The organism is Streptomyces sp. NBC_00236, from assembly GCF_036195045.1.
In the GTDB taxonomy this organism is placed as follows: domain Bacteria; phylum Actinomycetota; class Actinomycetes; order Streptomycetales; family Streptomycetaceae; genus Streptomyces.
On record NZ_CP108100.1, the window covers coordinates 8,069,309 to 8,085,218 of the forward strand.

14 protein-coding genes are annotated in these 15,910 nt (G+C 71.6%); 9 read left to right on the top strand and 5 right to left on the bottom strand.

The genetic code is table 11. From position 1 onward, the window contains the following. Window positions 1–76 precede the first annotated feature (76 nt). Complete coding sequence (locus OG446_RS35940; RefSeq protein WP_328897967.1) at window positions 77–385, bottom strand: hypothetical protein; 309 nt, start codon at window positions 383–385, stop codon at window positions 77–79. Between the two features lie 90 nt (window positions 386–475). Here OG446_RS35940 and OG446_RS35945 point away from each other — a divergent pair, with 90 nt between their 5' ends. Beyond that, complete coding sequence (locus tag OG446_RS35945; protein WP_328897968.1) at window positions 476–1,378, top strand: oxygenase MpaB family protein; 903 nt, start codon at window positions 476–478, stop codon at window positions 1,376–1,378. Window positions 1,379–1,398: 20 nt separating this feature from the next. Here the strand turns inward: OG446_RS35945 and OG446_RS35950 are convergent, their stop codons facing one another. Further along, the gene (locus OG446_RS35950) at window positions 1,399–1,998 is read right to left on the bottom strand and encodes a class I SAM-dependent methyltransferase (RefSeq protein ID WP_328897969.1); all 600 of its coding nucleotides are present in this window, start codon (window positions 1,996–1,998) and stop codon (window positions 1,399–1,401) included. Between the two features lie 159 nt (window positions 1,999–2,157). Between OG446_RS35950 and OG446_RS35955 the strand changes: the two genes are divergently transcribed. The 4 genes from OG446_RS35955 to OG446_RS35970 are packed head-to-tail and all read left to right on the top strand — an operon-like array spanning window position 2,158 to window position 6,577. Then, window positions 2,158–3,018 (top strand): MHYT domain-containing protein, encoded by an 861-nt coding sequence (locus tag OG446_RS35955; RefSeq protein ID WP_328897970.1) that lies wholly within the window; start codon window positions 2,158–2,160, stop codon window positions 3,016–3,018. A gap of 59 nt (window positions 3,019–3,077) precedes the next feature. After that, window positions 3,078–5,699 (top strand): sensor histidine kinase, encoded by a 2,622-nt coding sequence (locus tag OG446_RS35960; RefSeq protein ID WP_328897971.1) that lies wholly within the window; start codon window positions 3,078–3,080, stop codon window positions 5,697–5,699. Continuing rightward, on the top strand, window positions 5,696–6,133 hold the full coding sequence (locus OG446_RS35965) for a roadblock/LC7 domain-containing protein (protein ID WP_328897972.1): 438 nt from the start codon (window positions 5,696–5,698) through the stop codon (window positions 6,131–6,133). The genes OG446_RS35960 and OG446_RS35965 overlap by 4 nt, the downstream gene beginning before the upstream one ends. A 21-nt stretch (window positions 6,134–6,154) precedes the next feature. Next, complete coding sequence (locus OG446_RS35970; RefSeq protein ID WP_328897973.1) at window positions 6,155–6,577, top strand: DUF742 domain-containing protein; 423 nt, start codon at window positions 6,155–6,157, stop codon at window positions 6,575–6,577. 23 nt (window positions 6,578–6,600) lie between these two features. Here OG446_RS35970 and OG446_RS35975 read toward each other — a convergent pair whose 3' ends face one another. Continuing rightward, window positions 6,601–7,110 carry a MarR family winged helix-turn-helix transcriptional regulator gene (locus OG446_RS35975; RefSeq protein ID WP_328897974.1) on the bottom strand — a complete coding sequence of 170 codons (510 nt, stop codon included), beginning with the start codon at window positions 7,108–7,110 and terminating at the stop codon, window positions 6,601–6,603. Window positions 7,111–7,189: 79 nt separating this feature from the next. On the opposite strand from OG446_RS35975, the gene OG446_RS35980 reads away from it, so the two are divergent. Continuing rightward, window positions 7,190–9,307: an MMPL family transporter gene (locus tag OG446_RS35980; RefSeq protein ID WP_328897975.1), complete on the top strand. Its 2,118-nt coding sequence runs from the start codon at window positions 7,190–7,192 to the stop codon at window positions 9,305–9,307. Between the two features lie 79 nt (window positions 9,308–9,386). Here OG446_RS35980 and OG446_RS35985 read toward each other — a convergent pair whose 3' ends face one another. Next, window positions 9,387–9,962: a TerD family protein gene (locus tag OG446_RS35985; protein WP_148018456.1), complete on the bottom strand. Its 576-nt coding sequence runs from the start codon at window positions 9,960–9,962 to the stop codon at window positions 9,387–9,389. Window positions 9,963–10,359: 397 nt separating this feature from the next. On the opposite strand from OG446_RS35985, the gene OG446_RS35990 reads away from it, so the two are divergent. Further along, a complete protein-coding gene (locus OG446_RS35990; RefSeq protein WP_328897976.1) occupies window positions 10,360–11,850 on the top strand; it encodes an LCP family protein in 1,491 nt (496 codons plus the stop codon). 49 nt (window positions 11,851–11,899) lie between these two features. Here OG446_RS35990 and OG446_RS35995 read toward each other — a convergent pair whose 3' ends face one another. Further along, window positions 11,900–12,952, bottom strand: a complete 1,053-nt coding sequence (locus OG446_RS35995) for an Lrp/AsnC family transcriptional regulator (RefSeq protein WP_328897977.1) — start codon at window positions 12,950–12,952, stop codon at window positions 11,900–11,902. 108 nt (window positions 12,953–13,060) lie between these two features. On the opposite strand from OG446_RS35995, the gene OG446_RS36000 reads away from it, so the two are divergent. Both OG446_RS36000 and OG446_RS36005 read left to right on the top strand, forming a co-directional pair. Then, window positions 13,061–14,986: a hypothetical protein gene (locus OG446_RS36000; protein WP_328897978.1), complete on the top strand. Its 1,926-nt coding sequence runs from the start codon at window positions 13,061–13,063 to the stop codon at window positions 14,984–14,986. A gap of 207 nt (window positions 14,987–15,193) precedes the next feature. Beyond that, window positions 15,194–15,817 carry a GTP-binding protein gene (locus tag OG446_RS36005; RefSeq protein WP_328897979.1) on the top strand — a complete coding sequence of 208 codons (624 nt, stop codon included), beginning with the start codon at window positions 15,194–15,196 and terminating at the stop codon, window positions 15,815–15,817. Window positions 15,818–15,910 lie beyond the last annotated feature (93 nt).

Below are 15,910 nucleotides of genomic sequence, written 5' to 3' on the forward strand. Positions count from 1 at the left end.
TTAACCAGTGGGTAACCCGCTCGTCGAGGCCCTGACAAGGCAGGACACAGGTTCCGACGGCGAACCGTACGGCGCCTCAGTCGTCCGCCAGGCCGAGCAGCGCACGCGCCACCGTCTCGGGCGACTCGTCGCGCTCACGGGCGAGGGCGATGACGGCCCGGCAGGCCAGTTCACCGACGCCGAACGAGAGCGCCTCCGGCGACACCCAGCCGCTCGCCTCGTCCATCCGGTCCTGGTCCTCCTCCACCGATGCGGCGACGAACGTGGCGGCCGCCTCGAAGAGGTTGTGCTGCCGGCGCTCCGGCGCCCGTGAGGGCGCCGCGGGCAGGCCGTCCTTGCGTCCCGGGGTCACGGCTCTGCGCAATATGCCGAACATGCTGGTCATGGGGACCGCCTTCCGTTGACGCGTATGTACTCACCGTCCTGCCCCCGCACGTACGCTGGGACACTCGACCCGGACAAGGGAGACGGTGCGGTGAAGCGTTTCGACCGGCTGAAGGAAATCCAACGCCTCGATCCGGAGCGGGACTTCCTGGAGATCTACCGGATCACGGCGACGTACGAGTTCCCCTGGGACATCACCCGCGCCCTCGAACTGGCGCTGTACCGCACGTATGCGGTCCCCAGCATCGGGCGGCTCCTCGCGGAGACAGCGGAACTGACGGACCGTTCGCAGAAGCGCTACGACGATACGGCGCTGCTCCTGGACACGGTTGTCGAGCACGGCTTCGACAGCGAACAGGGACGCACGGCCATCCGCCGGATCAACCGGATGCACAACAGCTTCGACATCGGCAACGACGACATGCGCTACGTGCTGTGCACCTTCGTCGTCACCCCGAAGCGGTGGCTCGACGCGTACGGCTGGCGCCGGCTGTGCGACCACGAACTGCGGGCATGTGCGGCCTACTACCGGACCCTGGGCGCCCATATGGGGATCAAGGACCTGCCGCAGACCTACGAGGACTTCGAGCACACCCTCGACACCTACGAGGAGGCTCACTTCGGCTGGGACGAAGGGGCGCGTTCGGTGTCGGACGCGACACTGGAGCTCATGGCCTCGTGGTATCCGCGCCCCCTGGCGCCGCTCGTGCGCGGCGCGAGCCTCGCCCTCCTGGACGACTCGCTGCTGCGGGCATTCCGCTACCGACGGCCGAGCGCCGCGGCCCGCTCACTCACCCGCGGTGCCCTGCGCCTGAGAGCCCGTGCGGTCCGTCTGCTGCCGCCCCGCGTCAAGCCGCACTACGCCCGGCAGAACCCGGAGATCAAGGGATACCCGGACGGGTACGAGGTCGCCGCGCTCGGCACCTTCCCCACACCGGGCATCGGCGGCTGCCCGGTCCCGCACGTTCGACGCCCGGACGCCCGGGCCGGCTGACTCAGGGGGCTGCCGCCCCTTCATCCGGTCCGTTCGGCCAGGGCGAGGAACCGGCTCTCCTCGTCGACGTACGAAGCCAGTCGCCAGCCCGAACGGGTCAGCAGAGGGCCGAGGTTCGGTGCGGCCCGCAGATCGCCGTCCGTGAGCTGCCGGCCGTGCCGCGCGGCCAGCGCCGCCCGCCCGATGGGGTGGAACAGCGCCAGCAGTCCGCCCGGCCGGACCACCCGGGCCAACTCGGCCAGGCCGGGCCCCGGCCGGGACAGGTGCGAGACCAGTCCGGCGGCGAACACCGCGTCCAGGGACCGGGCCCGCAACGGCAGGCGCGCGGCATCGGCCCGGATCAGCAGCCCGCTGCCACCGCGTCCGGCACGCACAGCCGACTTCAGCATCGCCGCGGTGAGGTCCGCGCCCAGCACGGTGCCCTCGGGCCCGACCGCCGCCCGCAGGGCCGACATCGCCCGCCCCGTACCGCACCCCGCGTCGAGAACGGCATCGCCGGGGCGGAGTCCCAGCTCGGCGATCGCGGTGGCGAAGGCCGGGCCGTCGTCCGGGAAGCGCGTGTCCCAGTCCGCGGCGCGAGCGGTGAAGAACTCCTGGACGTGTGTGTGGTCATCGGCCATACGGACATGATCGCGCAGGCACTGCCCGAACGAAACGTCGTGAATCGATGCGCATGTTCGAGCACGCTGCGATCGTCGGGGAACATCTCTCTGTCATATTTCGGCAGCTTTCGAATGCGCCCGGGGCGCGCGCCCCGGCGCGACTAGCGTCCCCGAGTCATGGGACACCTGGACCACGCCACCTTCGGCTGGCTGACACCTCTGCTGTCGTACGCGATGGCCTGCATCGGCGCCGCACTCGGTCTGAGCTGCACCGTACGCGCGCTCGACACGACCGGGCGCTCGCGCCGCAACTGGCTGATCACAGCCGCGTCGGCCATCGGCTCGGGCATCTGGACCATGCACTTCGTCGCGATGCTCGGCTTCGGCGTGTACGGCACCGACATCCGCTACAACGTGACGCTGACCTTCCTCAGCCTGCTCGGCGCCATGGTGGTGGTCGGGGGCGGGGTCTTCGCCGTCGGCTACAGCCGCGACCGGACGCGGGCGCTGCTGCTCGGCGGGGTCGCCACCGGGCTCGGCGTCGCCAGCATGCACTACCTCGGCATGGCGGCACTCCGACTGCACGGCTCCATCCACTACGACCCGCTCAAGGTCGTCCTCTCCGTCGTCATCGCGGTCATCGCCGCGACGGCCGCGCTGTGGGCCGCGCTCAACATCAGGTCGACGCGCGCCGTGGCCCTCGCCTCCCTCGTCATGGGCGCGGCCGTCAGCAGCATGCACTACACCGGGATGCTGGCCGTGACCGTGCAGGTGACGCCTTCGGGAGCCGCGCTGCACGGGGCCACCGCGATGCAGTTCATCTTCCCCCTCGCCGTCGGACTGGGCTCCTACCTCTTCCTCACGTCGGCGTTCGTGGCCCTGTCCCCGACCGCGCCGGAACGAGCCGCGTACACCCACGCCGAGCACGCACAGGCCCCCTCCGAGGCGGCCGCCACGGCCACGGCCGCCCGCGGTCCGGACCTCAGGTCCCGGCGTGCCGCCCGCAGCCCCGACGCGCCACCCGTCGGCATCCGTTGACGCGCGGCCCCGTCCGCCGCAGCACCATCCACCCAGCTCCGACCCGGAACGAGGAGGCCATGCGCCCACCCCGCACGACCCCGGACCCCGGTGCCTCCGCCGCCCGGCCCGCCACCCCGCCCACGCCTCCTGCCCGAGGCCGCCGCGCGCACGCGGGACCGCCCGCCGACGAGAGCGCCGAGCGCGACAGTCCGCCGGCCGAGTACGGCATATCCGCCCCACGCGGACGCCGGGCGCTGCGTCCCAGGACCGTGCGCGCGAAGATCATCTCGCTGCTCATGCTGCCCGTCGTCTCGCTGCTGGCCCTTTGGGGCTTCGCCACCGTGTCGACCGCCCAGGACGTGGCACGGCTGCGCCAGTTGCAGCGTGTCGACGAAGAGGTCAGAGCGCCCGTCGCGGCGGCGGTCTCGGCCCTCCAGAGCGAACGCCGGGCGGCCATGCTCCAGTCCGCCGACCCCGGCACCGCACACGCCGCCGCCCTGAAGGAACGGGCCGGGCGCACCGACACCGCCCTCGACGCGCTGCGGCTCGGCGACGGTCACACCGTCGCCGACACCGGCAACCTCCCCGGGGGCCTGGCCGGCCGGCTCGACCGCTTCCTCGGCCTCGCCCAGGACCTGCGGACGGACGACGGAAGCCGTGCGAGCGCCGATGGCGGCGAAGACGCCGTGTACGACCGCTACACCTCGGCGGTCAGCGCAGCCTTCGCCGTGTCCGGAGCCCTCACCGGCATCCAGGACGACTCCCTCGGCTCCGACGCCCGCGTCCTGCTCGAACTCGCCCGCGCCGACGAGATGCTGGCCCGCGAGGACGCCCTGCTGGCCACCGCCGCACGCGTCGGCACCCTGAAGGACCGCCCGCTGCGGCTGTTCACCGGCGCGGTCGACACCCGGCGCAGCCTCACCGAGTCCGCCGGCGCCGACCTGCCCGCCACCGAACGCACCGCCTGGCGGAAGTTCACCGCGCTGCCCGCCTACCGCTCCGTCCGGACAGCAGAAGACAAGGTGCTCACGGCGCCGGCCGGCCGCGAGGCCGCGCGGGCCGTGCCCGCCACGGACTGGCAGCGCGCCGCCGACGAAGTCCGTGGTGAACTGCGCAGCATCACCTCAGGCGCCGGAGACCGCGCCGCCGACCGTGCCGACCCCCTCGCTCATGGACTGCTCAGCCCGTCCGGCGCCGCGGTGATCTTCGGCTGCGTCGCCGTCGCCGCCTCCCTGGTGATCTCCGTGCGCATCGGGCGCGGGCTCGTCGTGGAGCTGGTCAGCCTGCGCAACAGCGCCCTGGAGATCGCCCGGCGCAAACTGCCCCTGGCCATGCAACGGCTGCGCGCGGGCGAAGAGCTCGACATCCGGGCCGAGGCCCCGCCGGGACTCGCCTCCCAGGACGAGATCGGCCAGGTCGGCGAGGCTCTCGGTACGGTCCACCGGGCCGCCCTCAGCGCCGCCGTCGAGCGCGCCGAGCTCGCGGACGGGATCTCCGGCGTCTTCGTCAACCTCGCCCGGCGCAGCCAGGTACTGGTCCACCGCCAGCTCAACCTCCTGGACAGCATGGAGCGCCGGGCCGACGACCCCGAGGAGCTGAGCGACCTCTTCCGCCTCGACCACCTCACCACCCGGATGCGCCGGCACGCCGAGAGCCTGATCATCCTGTCCGGCGCCGCGCCCGGCCGGGCCTGGCGCATGCCGGTGTCCCTGACCAACGTCGTGCGCGCAGCCGTCTCCGAGATCGAGGACTACGCCCGGGTGGAGGTCAGCAGGCTGCCCGATGCCGCGGTGAAGGGCACGGCCGTCGCCGACCTCACCCACCTCCTCGCCGAACTGGTCGAGAACGCCGCACAGTTCTCACCCCCGCACACCAAGGTGCGCATCACCGGTGAACCCGTGGGCAACGGCTACGCACTGGAGATCGAGGACCGCGGCCTCGGCATGGGAGCCGAACTGCTGGGCGAGGCCAATCGCCGCATCGAGCAGGCGGAGGCCCTCGATCTGTTCGACAGCGACCGGCTCGGCCTGTTCGTCGTCAGCCGGCTCGCCGTACGGCACCGGATCAAGGTCCAGCTGCGCACCTCCCCGTACGGCGGCACCACGGCGGTCGTCCTGCTGCCGACGGCGCTGCTGCAGACCGCACTGCCGCCGGCCGAGGAGCAGGCGGCGCCGCAGAAGGCGTCCGTCGAACGCCGCGACGAACACGAACGCACGACCTTCGGGCCGGGTCCCCGCGCCGTCCGGCCTCAGGGCACCGCCTTCCCCGCACCCGTACCGGTCCCGGCGCTGGAGTCCCGCGTCGCCGGCCCCACCGCCCAGGTGACCTCGCTCCGTCCCCGTCGTCCGGAGGCCAAGGACGAGGCCGGGCCGGCACCGCGGACGCCTGCCGGAGACAAGGACACGACCGGGCCGGCGCCGCGGACGCCTGCCGAAGGCAACGACGACGGGACCCTGCCCCGCCGGGTGCGGCAGGCAAGCCTCGTACCCCAGCTCCGTGAGGAACCGCGGCCCGAACCGCCCCGGACCGGCGGACCGGACGAGGAGAGGGCCGCGCACCGCACCCCCGAACAGGCCAGGGACCGGATGACCGCCTACCGGGCCGGGTGGGTACGCGGCGGCGGCGCCGCCCCGGCATCCCCGGCGGCACCCCCCGGCACCACCGAACCCCGCCCGCCAAGCGAAGGAGACCGCGCATGATCGCGAACGAGAGGACCGGGGTGCCCCGCCGATCCGGTGAACTCGACTGGCTGCTGGACGATCTGGTGACCCGCGTGGGCGAGGTCCGGCACGCGGTCGTTCTCTCGGGGGACGGACTCGCGGTCGGGGCGTCGAGTGCGCTGAGCCGCGAGGACGCCGAGCACCTGGCCGCGGTCGCCTCCGGGTTCCACAGCCTCGCCAAGGGCGCCGGAAGGCACTTCCGGGCGGGCAGCGTGCGCCAGACGATGGTCGAGATGGATGAGGGTTTCCTCTTCGTCGCCGCTGCGGGCGAGGGGTCGTGCCTCGCCGTGCTCAGTACGGCGTTCGCCGACATCGGCCTGGTCGCCTACGAGATGGCCCGCCTCGTCAAACGGGTCGGTGAGCACCTGCGTACCCCGGCACGCTTCGCCGAGCATCCGTCGGCAGCCGGCTGAGGGGCGGGGAGAGCAGTGTCCATGACCGACGGAGGACCCCAGGCCCCCGACCCGTACGAACTGCCGGGCAGCCAGTGGTACGACGCCGACGCGGGACCCCTCGTCCGTCCGTACGCCATGACCGGCGGGCGGACCGAGCCGGGCCCGGGCGGCGCGCGCTTCGACCTGATCGCGCTCGTCACCCTGGACGACACCGTGACCGGGAGCTCCGAGGACGCGCTGCTCGGGCCGGAGCACCGGACGCTGCTGACCCTGTGCCAGACCGAGACGCAGTCGGTCGCCGAACTCTCCGCCGACGCCGACCTGCCCGTCGGCGTGGTGCGCGTGCTGCTCGGCGACCTGCTCGAATCGGGGTACGTCACGGTCAGCCGCCCGGTGCCGCCCGCGCAGCTGCCCGATGAACGGATCCTCCGCGAGGTGATCAACGGCCTGCGCGCACTCTGAGAACCGGCTGCCGCACCGCACCGCTACGACGTGCTCCCGCTTCCCCTCAGGTGCGTGAGCTCGTCGTTCATGGCCTCCAGGAAGCGCACGACGACGTGGAGTCCGTCCTCGTCGAACTGGCGCCGGGCCGCATCGGTGGCGGTCGCCAGCGGGCTGAAGAAGTCGCGGGCGACCAGTTTCGCCGCCGGCGCGTAGTGCAGACGAACCACCCGCCGGTCGCCGCCGTCCCGGACGCGGTGAATGTGACCCGCGCGTTCCAGCCGGTCCAGACACGCCGTCACCGCACCCGAGGTGAGGTCCAGCTGCTCACGCAGCCTCCCGGGGGTCATGGCCGAGCCGTCCTCGCCGTGCTCGGCGTCGAGGACGGCGATGAGTGCCTGCACATCCGTCGGATGCAGCCCCTGGGCCTGGGCGAACTCATGGGTGATGCGATTGAACTCGCTCGTCATTCGGCGCAGCAGCACAGCGAACGACTGGAGCCCCGTGGGGCCGTCGCTCATGCCTCTGTCCGGGCCTCCGTCTGCTGTACGCATGCCCCTACAGTAATATCTCTCACTGATTGAGATAATGAATGTCCGAGAGATATCGCGTGCATCGACTCATGGGGAAGCAATGAAGCCCGCACCGCGGCACCGCATCGTCCGATGGCTGGTGCCCGTAGCCCTGCTCGTCGTCTGGCTCGGCATCGGAGGCACGCTCGGTCCCTACGCCGGGAAGCTCGGAGAGGTCGCGACGAACGACCAGGCGGCCTTCCTGCCGCGCAGCGCCGAGTCGACCAAGGTGTCCGAGGCGCAGAAGGCGTTCCAGAAGTCCGGGACCGTACCGGCGATCGTCGTGTGGACCGGCCGGACGGGCAGGATCCCGGCCGGTGCGCAGGAGAGTGCGACTCGTTCACTCGCCTCCCTGGCCGGCCGGCCAGGTGTGGTCGGCACGCCGTCGGGCGCGCAGCCCTCCAAGGACGGTGCGGCGCTCTCCGGTGTCGTACAGCTGCGCTCGGACCTCGGTGACGCGCTGCCGGACACCCTGGACCGGGTACGCGCCGCGGCCGGATCCGTGCCCGGCACCCGGGCGGAGATCGCCGGGCCCGCAGCCAGCCAGGCGGACCTCAAGGACGCGTTCGCGGGGATCGACGGACTGCTCCTGGGCGTGGCACTGGCCGCCGTGCTGGTGATTCTCCTGCTCGTCTACCGCAGCGTCCTGCTGCCGTTCCTGATCATCTTCAGCGCCGTCCTCGCCCTGGGCCTCGCCTGCGCCGTCGTGTACGCCCTCGCGGACCACGGCGTCGTCCGTGTGGACGGCCAGGTCCAGGGCATCCTGTCCATCCTGGTGATCGGGGCGGCCACCGACTACGCCCTGCTCCTGACCGCACGCTTCCGGGAGGAACTCGCCCGGCACGGCGACCGGACGGCCTCGGCGCTCGCCGCGCTCCGACGGTCCTTCGGAGCGATCACCGCCAGCGCCGCCACCGTGGCGCTGGGTCTTCTCGCGCTGCTGCTCAGTGATCTGACGAACAACCGGGCCCTGGGGCCCGTGGGTGCCATCGGTATCGTCTGCGCGGTACTGAGCACACTGACGTTCCTTCCCGCGGTGCTGGTCCTGTGCGGCCGGGCCGCCTACTGGCCGGCAAGGCCGCGTCCCGCCGGCCAGGAGACGGGAGGGCACGGCATCTGGCGCCGGGTCGCCGACCGCGTCGACCGGTCCCCGCGCAAGGTGTGGGTCTCCACCACCCTGGTCCTCGTCGCCTGCGCGGCGTTCGCACCCACGCTCAAGTCGCAGGGCGTGCCGCTGGACGAGATCTTCGTGAACGACGCCCCGTCCGTGTCGGCACAGGCCACGCTGGGCAAGCACTTCCCCGGCGGCTCCGGCAACCCCGCGGTGATCGTCGCGGCGGCCGGCCGTGCCGACGAGGTGACCGCGGCGGCCGCTGCGGGAACCCCCGGCGTCGCCTCCGCGGCACCCGTCACCGAGTCCGGACGCCCGGGCGACGGGCCTCCCCTCGTGGTCGACGGCCGGGTACGCATCGACGCGACCCTGGACGATGCGGCGGACAGCGACGCGGCCAAGGCGACGGTCCAGCGTCTGCGGAACGCCGTGCACGGCGTCCCGGGCGCCGAGGCGCTCGTCGGCGGCTACACGGCGCAGCAGTACGACACCCAGCAGACGGCCGACCGTGACCGCGGCATCATCGTGCCGGTGGTGCTCGTGATCATTCTGCTGATCCTGATGGGGCTGCTGCGGTCGGTGCTGGTCCCCGTCCTGCTGGTGGCCACCGTGGGGCTCAACTTCCTCGCGACCCTCGGCGTTTCGTCGCTGGTCTTCAAGCACGTCCTGGGCTTCAGCGGCACCGACGCGTCCGTGCCGCTGTACGGATTCGTCTTCCTGGTGGCCCTCGGCGTCGACTACAACATCTTCCTGATGTCACGGGTCCGGGAGGAGGCCCTGGAGCACGGGGCCCGGCAGGGGGTGCTGCGAGGCCTGGTGAGCACGGGCGGGGTCATCACCTCCGCCGGAGTGGTACTGGCCGCCACCTTCGCGGCGCTCATCGTCATTCCGCTGGCGTTCCTCGCCCAGATCGCGTTCATCGTGGCCTTCGGAGTGCTGCTGGACACCCTGGTGGTGCGTTCGCTGCTGGCCCCGGCACTCGTCGTGGACATCGGCCCCAAGGCCTGGTGGCCGAGCATGATCAGCCGGATCCCGGCCGGATCGGGGCGGGGGAGCGAGGAGGGGTGACGCAACCGGGCCCTGTGCCCGCCCCGGACTTCAGGGGCGGGCACAGGGCCCGGGCGCACGGGACACGCGGTGCAGGCGGTCAGACGTTGACGCCGTAGTCCGTCGCGATGCCGGCCAGCCCGGATGCGTAACCCTGGCCCACCGCACGGAACTTCCACTCCGCACCGTGCCGGTACAGCTCGCCGAACACCATCGCCGTCTCGGTCGAGGCGTCCTCGCTCAGGTCGTAGCGGGCGAGCTCCACCCCGTTGGCCCGGTTCACCACCCGGATGAACGCGTTGCGCACCTGGCCGAAACTCTGCCCCCGGCTCTGCGCGTCGTGGATGGAGACCGGAAAGACTATCTTCGCGACATTCGCCGGGACACCGGCCAGGTCCACGTTGATGGACTCGTCGTCGCCCTCGCCCTCACCCGTGAGGTTGTCACCGGTGTGCTGGACGGAACCGTCCGGGCTGTTGAGGTTGTTGTAGAAGACGAAGTGCTGGTCGGAGAGGACCTTGCCGGCGTCCGAGCACAGCAGCGCGCTGGCGTCGAGGTCGTGATCGGCGCCCGTCGTCGTCCGCACGTCCCAGCCCAGGCCCACCGTCACCGCGGTCAGGCCGGGCGCCTCCTTCGACAAGGAGACGTTGCCGCCCTTGGCCAGGGTCACACCCATGAACTTCCTCCAATGATCCGGTGATCCGGTGATCAGTGTTCCTTCGGCCGCCACCGAAGAGGACGACGGCCCTTCCCCTATGGTTCCCTGGAGACGCGGGCCGTGAAGTGGCGGGGTGGTCCCGCAGACACCGGAAGCGGATCCCCGGCGGCGCGTCCTGTCCTCACGACCGTGGGCCCACTCTTCAGGATCCGCGGGGATTTGCCCAGGGCACAGGCGGGACCGGGTGTCTTCCGGTCAATGTTTCCAGCAGCCGGTTGTGGACAGGGGATCGGACCGAGGATGGGCGGGGCCGGTGATCCACGAGGCGACCGCAACCTGCCGAACAGCGCAACCGCGCAACCGTGCGAGGCCGATGCCGGTCTTTCGTACGGCAGCCGGACGAACGGGGTGATCGATGACAGGCAGTCACAAGGGGGCCGTGGGCCGGGCAGGCCGGCTACGGCGGACGGCGCTGACCGGGCTGTCCTTCCTCGTCCTGTTGGTCGCCGGGGCCGGCTGGGGCTATCTCAAACTGACCGGCAGCATCGACACGTTCAGTTCCGACGGCATCTCCGGCGACCGGCCGCCCGACACGTCGGCGGGACAGAACGTCCTCGTCATCGGATCGGACACGCGAGCGGGCGACAACAGCGGACTGGGCGGCGGCACGGGCGACGTCGGCCGCTCCGACACCGCGTTCCTGCTGCACGTCTACGCCGACCACAAGCATGCCGTCGCCGTCTCCATCCCCCGTGACTCACTGGTCGACATTCCGGCCTGCAAGAAGCCCGGCGGCGAGTGGACGGCCCCGCAGCAGCACGTCATGTTCAACGCGGCCTTCTCGGTGGGGGAGACCGCCGAGGGCAATCCGGCCTGCACCCAGAACACCGTCGAGCACCTCACCGGTCTGCGCGTCGACCACACCGTCGTCGTCGACTTCGCCGGCTTCTCCGCACTGACCTCGGCCGTAGGCGGAGTACCCGTCTGTCTTCCGCAGGACATCTACCAGCGAGACCTCAACCCCAAGCGCCCCACCCGAGGCGAGCGGGTCTTCGCCAAGGGCCCCCAGGAGGTCTCGGGACAGCGCGCGCTCGACTACGTACGGATCCGGCACGGCATCGGCGACGGCTCCGACATAGGCAGGATCCAGCGGCAGCAGGCGTTCGTCGGCTCCCTCATCAAACAGGTCAAGTCCCGTGGCCTGAACCCGACCACCCTGCTGCCCCTGGCCAACGCGGCGACCGACGCGATGACCGTGGACCCGGGCCTCGGCTCGGCCGACAAACTGCTGAGGTTCGCCCTGTCGATGAAGAACATCGACCTGCGCAACACCAAGTTCCTCACGGTTCCGTGGCGTTACGAGGGAGCCCGCGTCGCCATCGTGGAAGCGGAGGCCGACGCGCTGTGGGCGACGCTCAAGGCCGACCGTACGATCGACGGCCAGGACGCGGCGGGCACAAGCCGGGACAAGGGGGCAACGCCCGCACCGGCCCCCACCTCCACCGGGCCCGTCTCCGGCACGGGCATCGACGTGGCCGTCTACAACGGCACCACGGTGACCGGACTCGCGGCCCGGGCGGCCGGGCTCCTGCGTACGCACGGGTTCACCGTCACCGGCACCGCCACGGCGAACTCCCAGGACCAGGAGCGGACCGTCGTCACCTACGGGCCCGGCGGGAAGACCGGGGCCGAGACCACGGCGCGCCTCTTCGGCGGAGCCCGGATCAAGGAGTCCGGCGAGGCGGGAATCCAGGTGATCGTCGGGCGTGACTACGCCGACAACCCCGCGCCGGACCCCGCGTCACCGGCACCCGCGTCCCCGGCATCCGACTCCTTGCCGTCCGACGTCACGGACAGGTCCCGCTCCGCGGCGGACGACCCGTGCAGCGACCTCTCGTACGGCTGAGGCCGCGGCGCTCCCGGCGCGTTCATGGCGACAGTGCGCGCCGCGGTCGTCATGAACGCGCCGGCAGCGGAACCGGGCGGGCCCAGATGTCCGGCGGGACCGTGCGGATCCGGCGGCCGTCGGAGCCCAGCACCTGCGCGGCGAACTTGTGGCACCGCAGTACGACGATCGAGTCCGCGATCCTGAGTCCCGGCACCCGCCGCATCAGGGTGGCCGCACAGGCCGGCAGATCGTCGAGCGAGCGCAGATTGAGGGCGATGACGAGGTTGTGCGGACCCGTGACCGACATGAACTCGACCGTCTCCCGCAGATGGACGAGGGGCGGAGCCGTCGCGAGGTCCGCGGTCGGGGAGTCCGCCCACATCACGACCGAGACGGGCCAGCCCGAGTAGAGCGGAGCCGGCCGGCAGTTGTGGGTGAGGGTGCCACTGCTCTCCAGCCGGATGAGCTGGCGTCGCGTCGCGGACTCGCTCCGGCCCTGCCGCCGGGCCAGCTCGGCCACGGAGAGCCGTGAATCGCCCGCCATGGCCAGGACCAGACGCCGGTCCTCCGGCCTGAGGGAGGGGGACGAGGTCGCGCCCGGTTCACGGGGGCGGCCGGGCAGGTCGATCAGGCGGTGGGTCTGTGTGGGCGTCAGCCGGTCGAGCCGCCACCGGTGCCCGGAGCGATGGACCGCGGTGACGAGATGGGTCCGGGTCCCCGTCACACCGGGAAGACGCAGTAGACGGGTGGAGATGTGCTCGTCGAGCATCGACAGGTCCGGGAAGGCGACGAACAGGAGCATGGCGCGGGCCCCGGTCACGTCGAACACCGACAGCACATGCGGATCCTCGGTGAGCAGGGCGGACCGCACCTCGTTCCGCTCGCCGGTGCAGAGGACCTCGATCCAGGCCATGCAGGGCGGCGTCTCTCCCGTGTGCAGTCCCAGCGCCACACACCAGCCCGTTCCGGCGGCGGTGATCCTGGCCCACCGCTGCGCCAGCGTGTCCGGACGGCTCCCGAGAACAGCTCCGAGCCGGCTCCAGCCGGCTCGGGGCGCGATCTGGAGCGCATGGATCACCGTGCGGTCAGCTTCGCTGAGGGTGTGTTCGCTGCGTGACACGTTTCTTCCTGGCGGATTCACCGGTTGACGGCGGGGATGAAGAGGGTGGACCGGACTATGCCATGAGCATGTGTGGGCAAGATCGACGGGATGCGAAGGACTGGGCGCATGGCAGGAAGAGACCGAGAAATACGTGGCCTCAACGGGCTCCTGACGGGGGAACGGCTGGTCACCGTGCATGGCCCGCCAGGCATCGGCAAGTCGTGGCTGGCCCGCCGGGTGGTCGAGGCGGAACTTCTGACGGGCCGACAGGTGATCTGGATGTCGCCGACCGGGACACCCGCCGGGGCGGCCCCCGAGAAGGCGGCCCGCCGACTGCGCGGCCAGGAACTTCACGACGCGCTCGTGGTGGTGGACGACTGCGAACACCTGGGACCCCACGCCAGGTCGCAGATCGCGGGCCTGCTCAACGAGTTCCCCGGTATCTCCCTGCTGGTCACCGTCCGGCGCCGGCTTCATCTGGCGGGCGAGGCGGCCCTCCTGCTCGGCCCGCTGGACGGGCCCGAAGCGATGCGGGTGTTCACCGCGGCGGCCACTGCCGCGGGCAGCCCGCTGCCGGACATCCGGGCCGACGGCGGTGCGGAGGCATCCGCCCTGCGGGCCCGGGTGTCGGAGCTGTGCGACCGGCTCGACGGAATTCCGGGCGCGGTTCGGCATGCGGCGGACAGGCTGGGCAGCGAGACCCTGGACGCCGTACTCGACGATCCGCTCGGCTCGCCCGCCGGTCCCGGCCCCCTGGCCGACGCCGAGCACACCTATCTGACATGCGACCCGCAGGAACGGCTGCTCTGGGAACGGCTCTCCGTGTTCGACGGGAGCTTCGGTCCGGCCGCCGTGGAGGCGGTCTGTGTCTCCGGGGCACTGCCCGTCGCCGAGGTGCTGGCCTCTCTCGACCGGCTGGCCCCGCGCGTGCTGCTGACGGACGCCGAGGGCCGCTACCGGATGCCTGCCGCCGCCCGGCGGACCGGGGCTGCCCGGCTCGACGCGCGCGGCGACCGGTGGGCCGTCGTCCTGCACCACCGGCGCCACTACGCCGCGGTGGCCGAGGAGGCGTCCCTCCTGTGGCGGTTGGGGCGGCACCGCGAGGCGGAGGGACTGGTGCTCTCGGCCCGCCCGGACCTGTATGCCGCGTTGAACCCCGCCACTGCTCCGCTCTCGCCCGCCGCGGAAGCGGAGACCGCGTCGGGCATCGCCGTCTCGCTGTGGTTCCACTGGGTGACCGATGACCGGTTCGCGGAAGGCCGGCGGCACCTGGAGCGGGCGCTCGACGCCACGCTCGGCACGCGCCCCGCACGGGCGCTGTGGCTGCTCGCCCAGCTCATGGTGTGCGACGGCGATCCGGAGGCGGCGGCCCCGGTGCTCGCCGAGGCATGGCCGCTCGCCGTCCGGGACGGCGACAGCACCTGCATCGGGCAGCTCGCCCAGATCAGGGGCGTCGCGCACCTGTGGAAGGGAGAGGCGGAAGCGGCGGCCACGGAGTTCGCCGAGGCGCTGGAACACCTGCCGCGGACACCGGAGTTCGGTCCGGGGAAGGGAGTGACGGTGGCCCTCCTCGCACTGGCCCTGGTCCAGGCCGAGCCCGAAGCGGCCATGGACGTGATCGCGACGTCGGGGGAGTTGGCCCCGACCGCCCCCGATGCCCACGCCGACGCGTGGACCCGCTTCGTCCTGGCGGAGATCAGCCGTTGGGAGGGCGACCCGCTCCGAGCCCGCCGCTATGCGGCGCAGGCTGCCCGGCGGATGCTCGATCTGTGTGACCGCCGGTCCGCCTCGGTGGCGGGCGAACTCGTCGCCGACATCGAGCTCGGCCTCGGCAACCATCGCGCCGCGGCGCGTCTGCTGGGCGCTTCGGCCCGGTCCGGGCCGGACGCGCCGGTGGACGTTCCGGTCCCTGCCGCAGTGGCGCAGCGTCATTCCCGGCGGTGGGAGAAGCTGCGCTCCGTCCTGGGTGAGGAGCGGCTACGACGGGAGCAGGAACACGGAGCCGGGGAAGGGCTGCGCGTGGTTATCGGCCAAGAACAATCGGATGGCTGACAATCGCACCGGAATTCGTGCGGTTCCGGGCATCGGACGGCCCGAAACAGTCACATCCTCAAAATAGTGATCGCACCCCGCGGACCGGGTGCCGGTTTGCCATGCTGTCGCCGTAAGCATGCCGAAGATGCACTGAATCCGAGCCCCCGTGACGACTCTGACCTGCGCATTCGACGTCCTGGGGCACACTGGTGAGAGAAGTGATCCATGCCGACCGAGCACGCTGACAGCTCCCCGGACGAGTCCACCGGGGCCGCTCCGAAAGACGCCCTGGCCCTGAAGATCCTGGTCGCCGGCGGGTTCGGGGTCGGCAAGACGACGCTCGTCGGAGCAGTGAGCGAGATCAGGCCTCTGCGGACGGAGGAACTCCTCAGCGAGGCCGGACAGTCGGTGGACGACACCGATGGCGTCGCGCAGAAGACCACCACCACCGTCGCCATGGACTTCGGACGCATCACCATCAGGTCCGGACTCTCCCTTTACCTGTTCGGAACCCCGGGCCAGGACAGGTTCTGGTTCCTCTGGGACGAACTCTCCCAAGGCGCCCTGGGTGCGGTGGTTCTGGCGGACACCCGGCGGCTGGAGGACTGCTTCCCGGCGGTCGACTACTTCGAGCACCGCAGGATCCCCTTCGTCGTCGCCGTCAACTGCTTCGCGGGGGCTCGTTCGTACGGCGAAGGGGATGTGTCGCGCGCCCTCGATCTCGACCCGGGAACTCCGGTGGTGCTGTGCGACGCCAGGGACCGGGACTCGGGCAAGGAAGTCCTGATCCGGATGGTCGAATACGCGGGCCGTATGCACACCGCGCGGCTTCTGGACTCGGTCGGCTGAGCTGTTTTGGCCTGATTCCGTCGCGCTGATGCGCAGCGGGACGCTTGCCCGTACGTGACCGGTGCGTAAGGCTTGCGCACACGTGGGGCACGG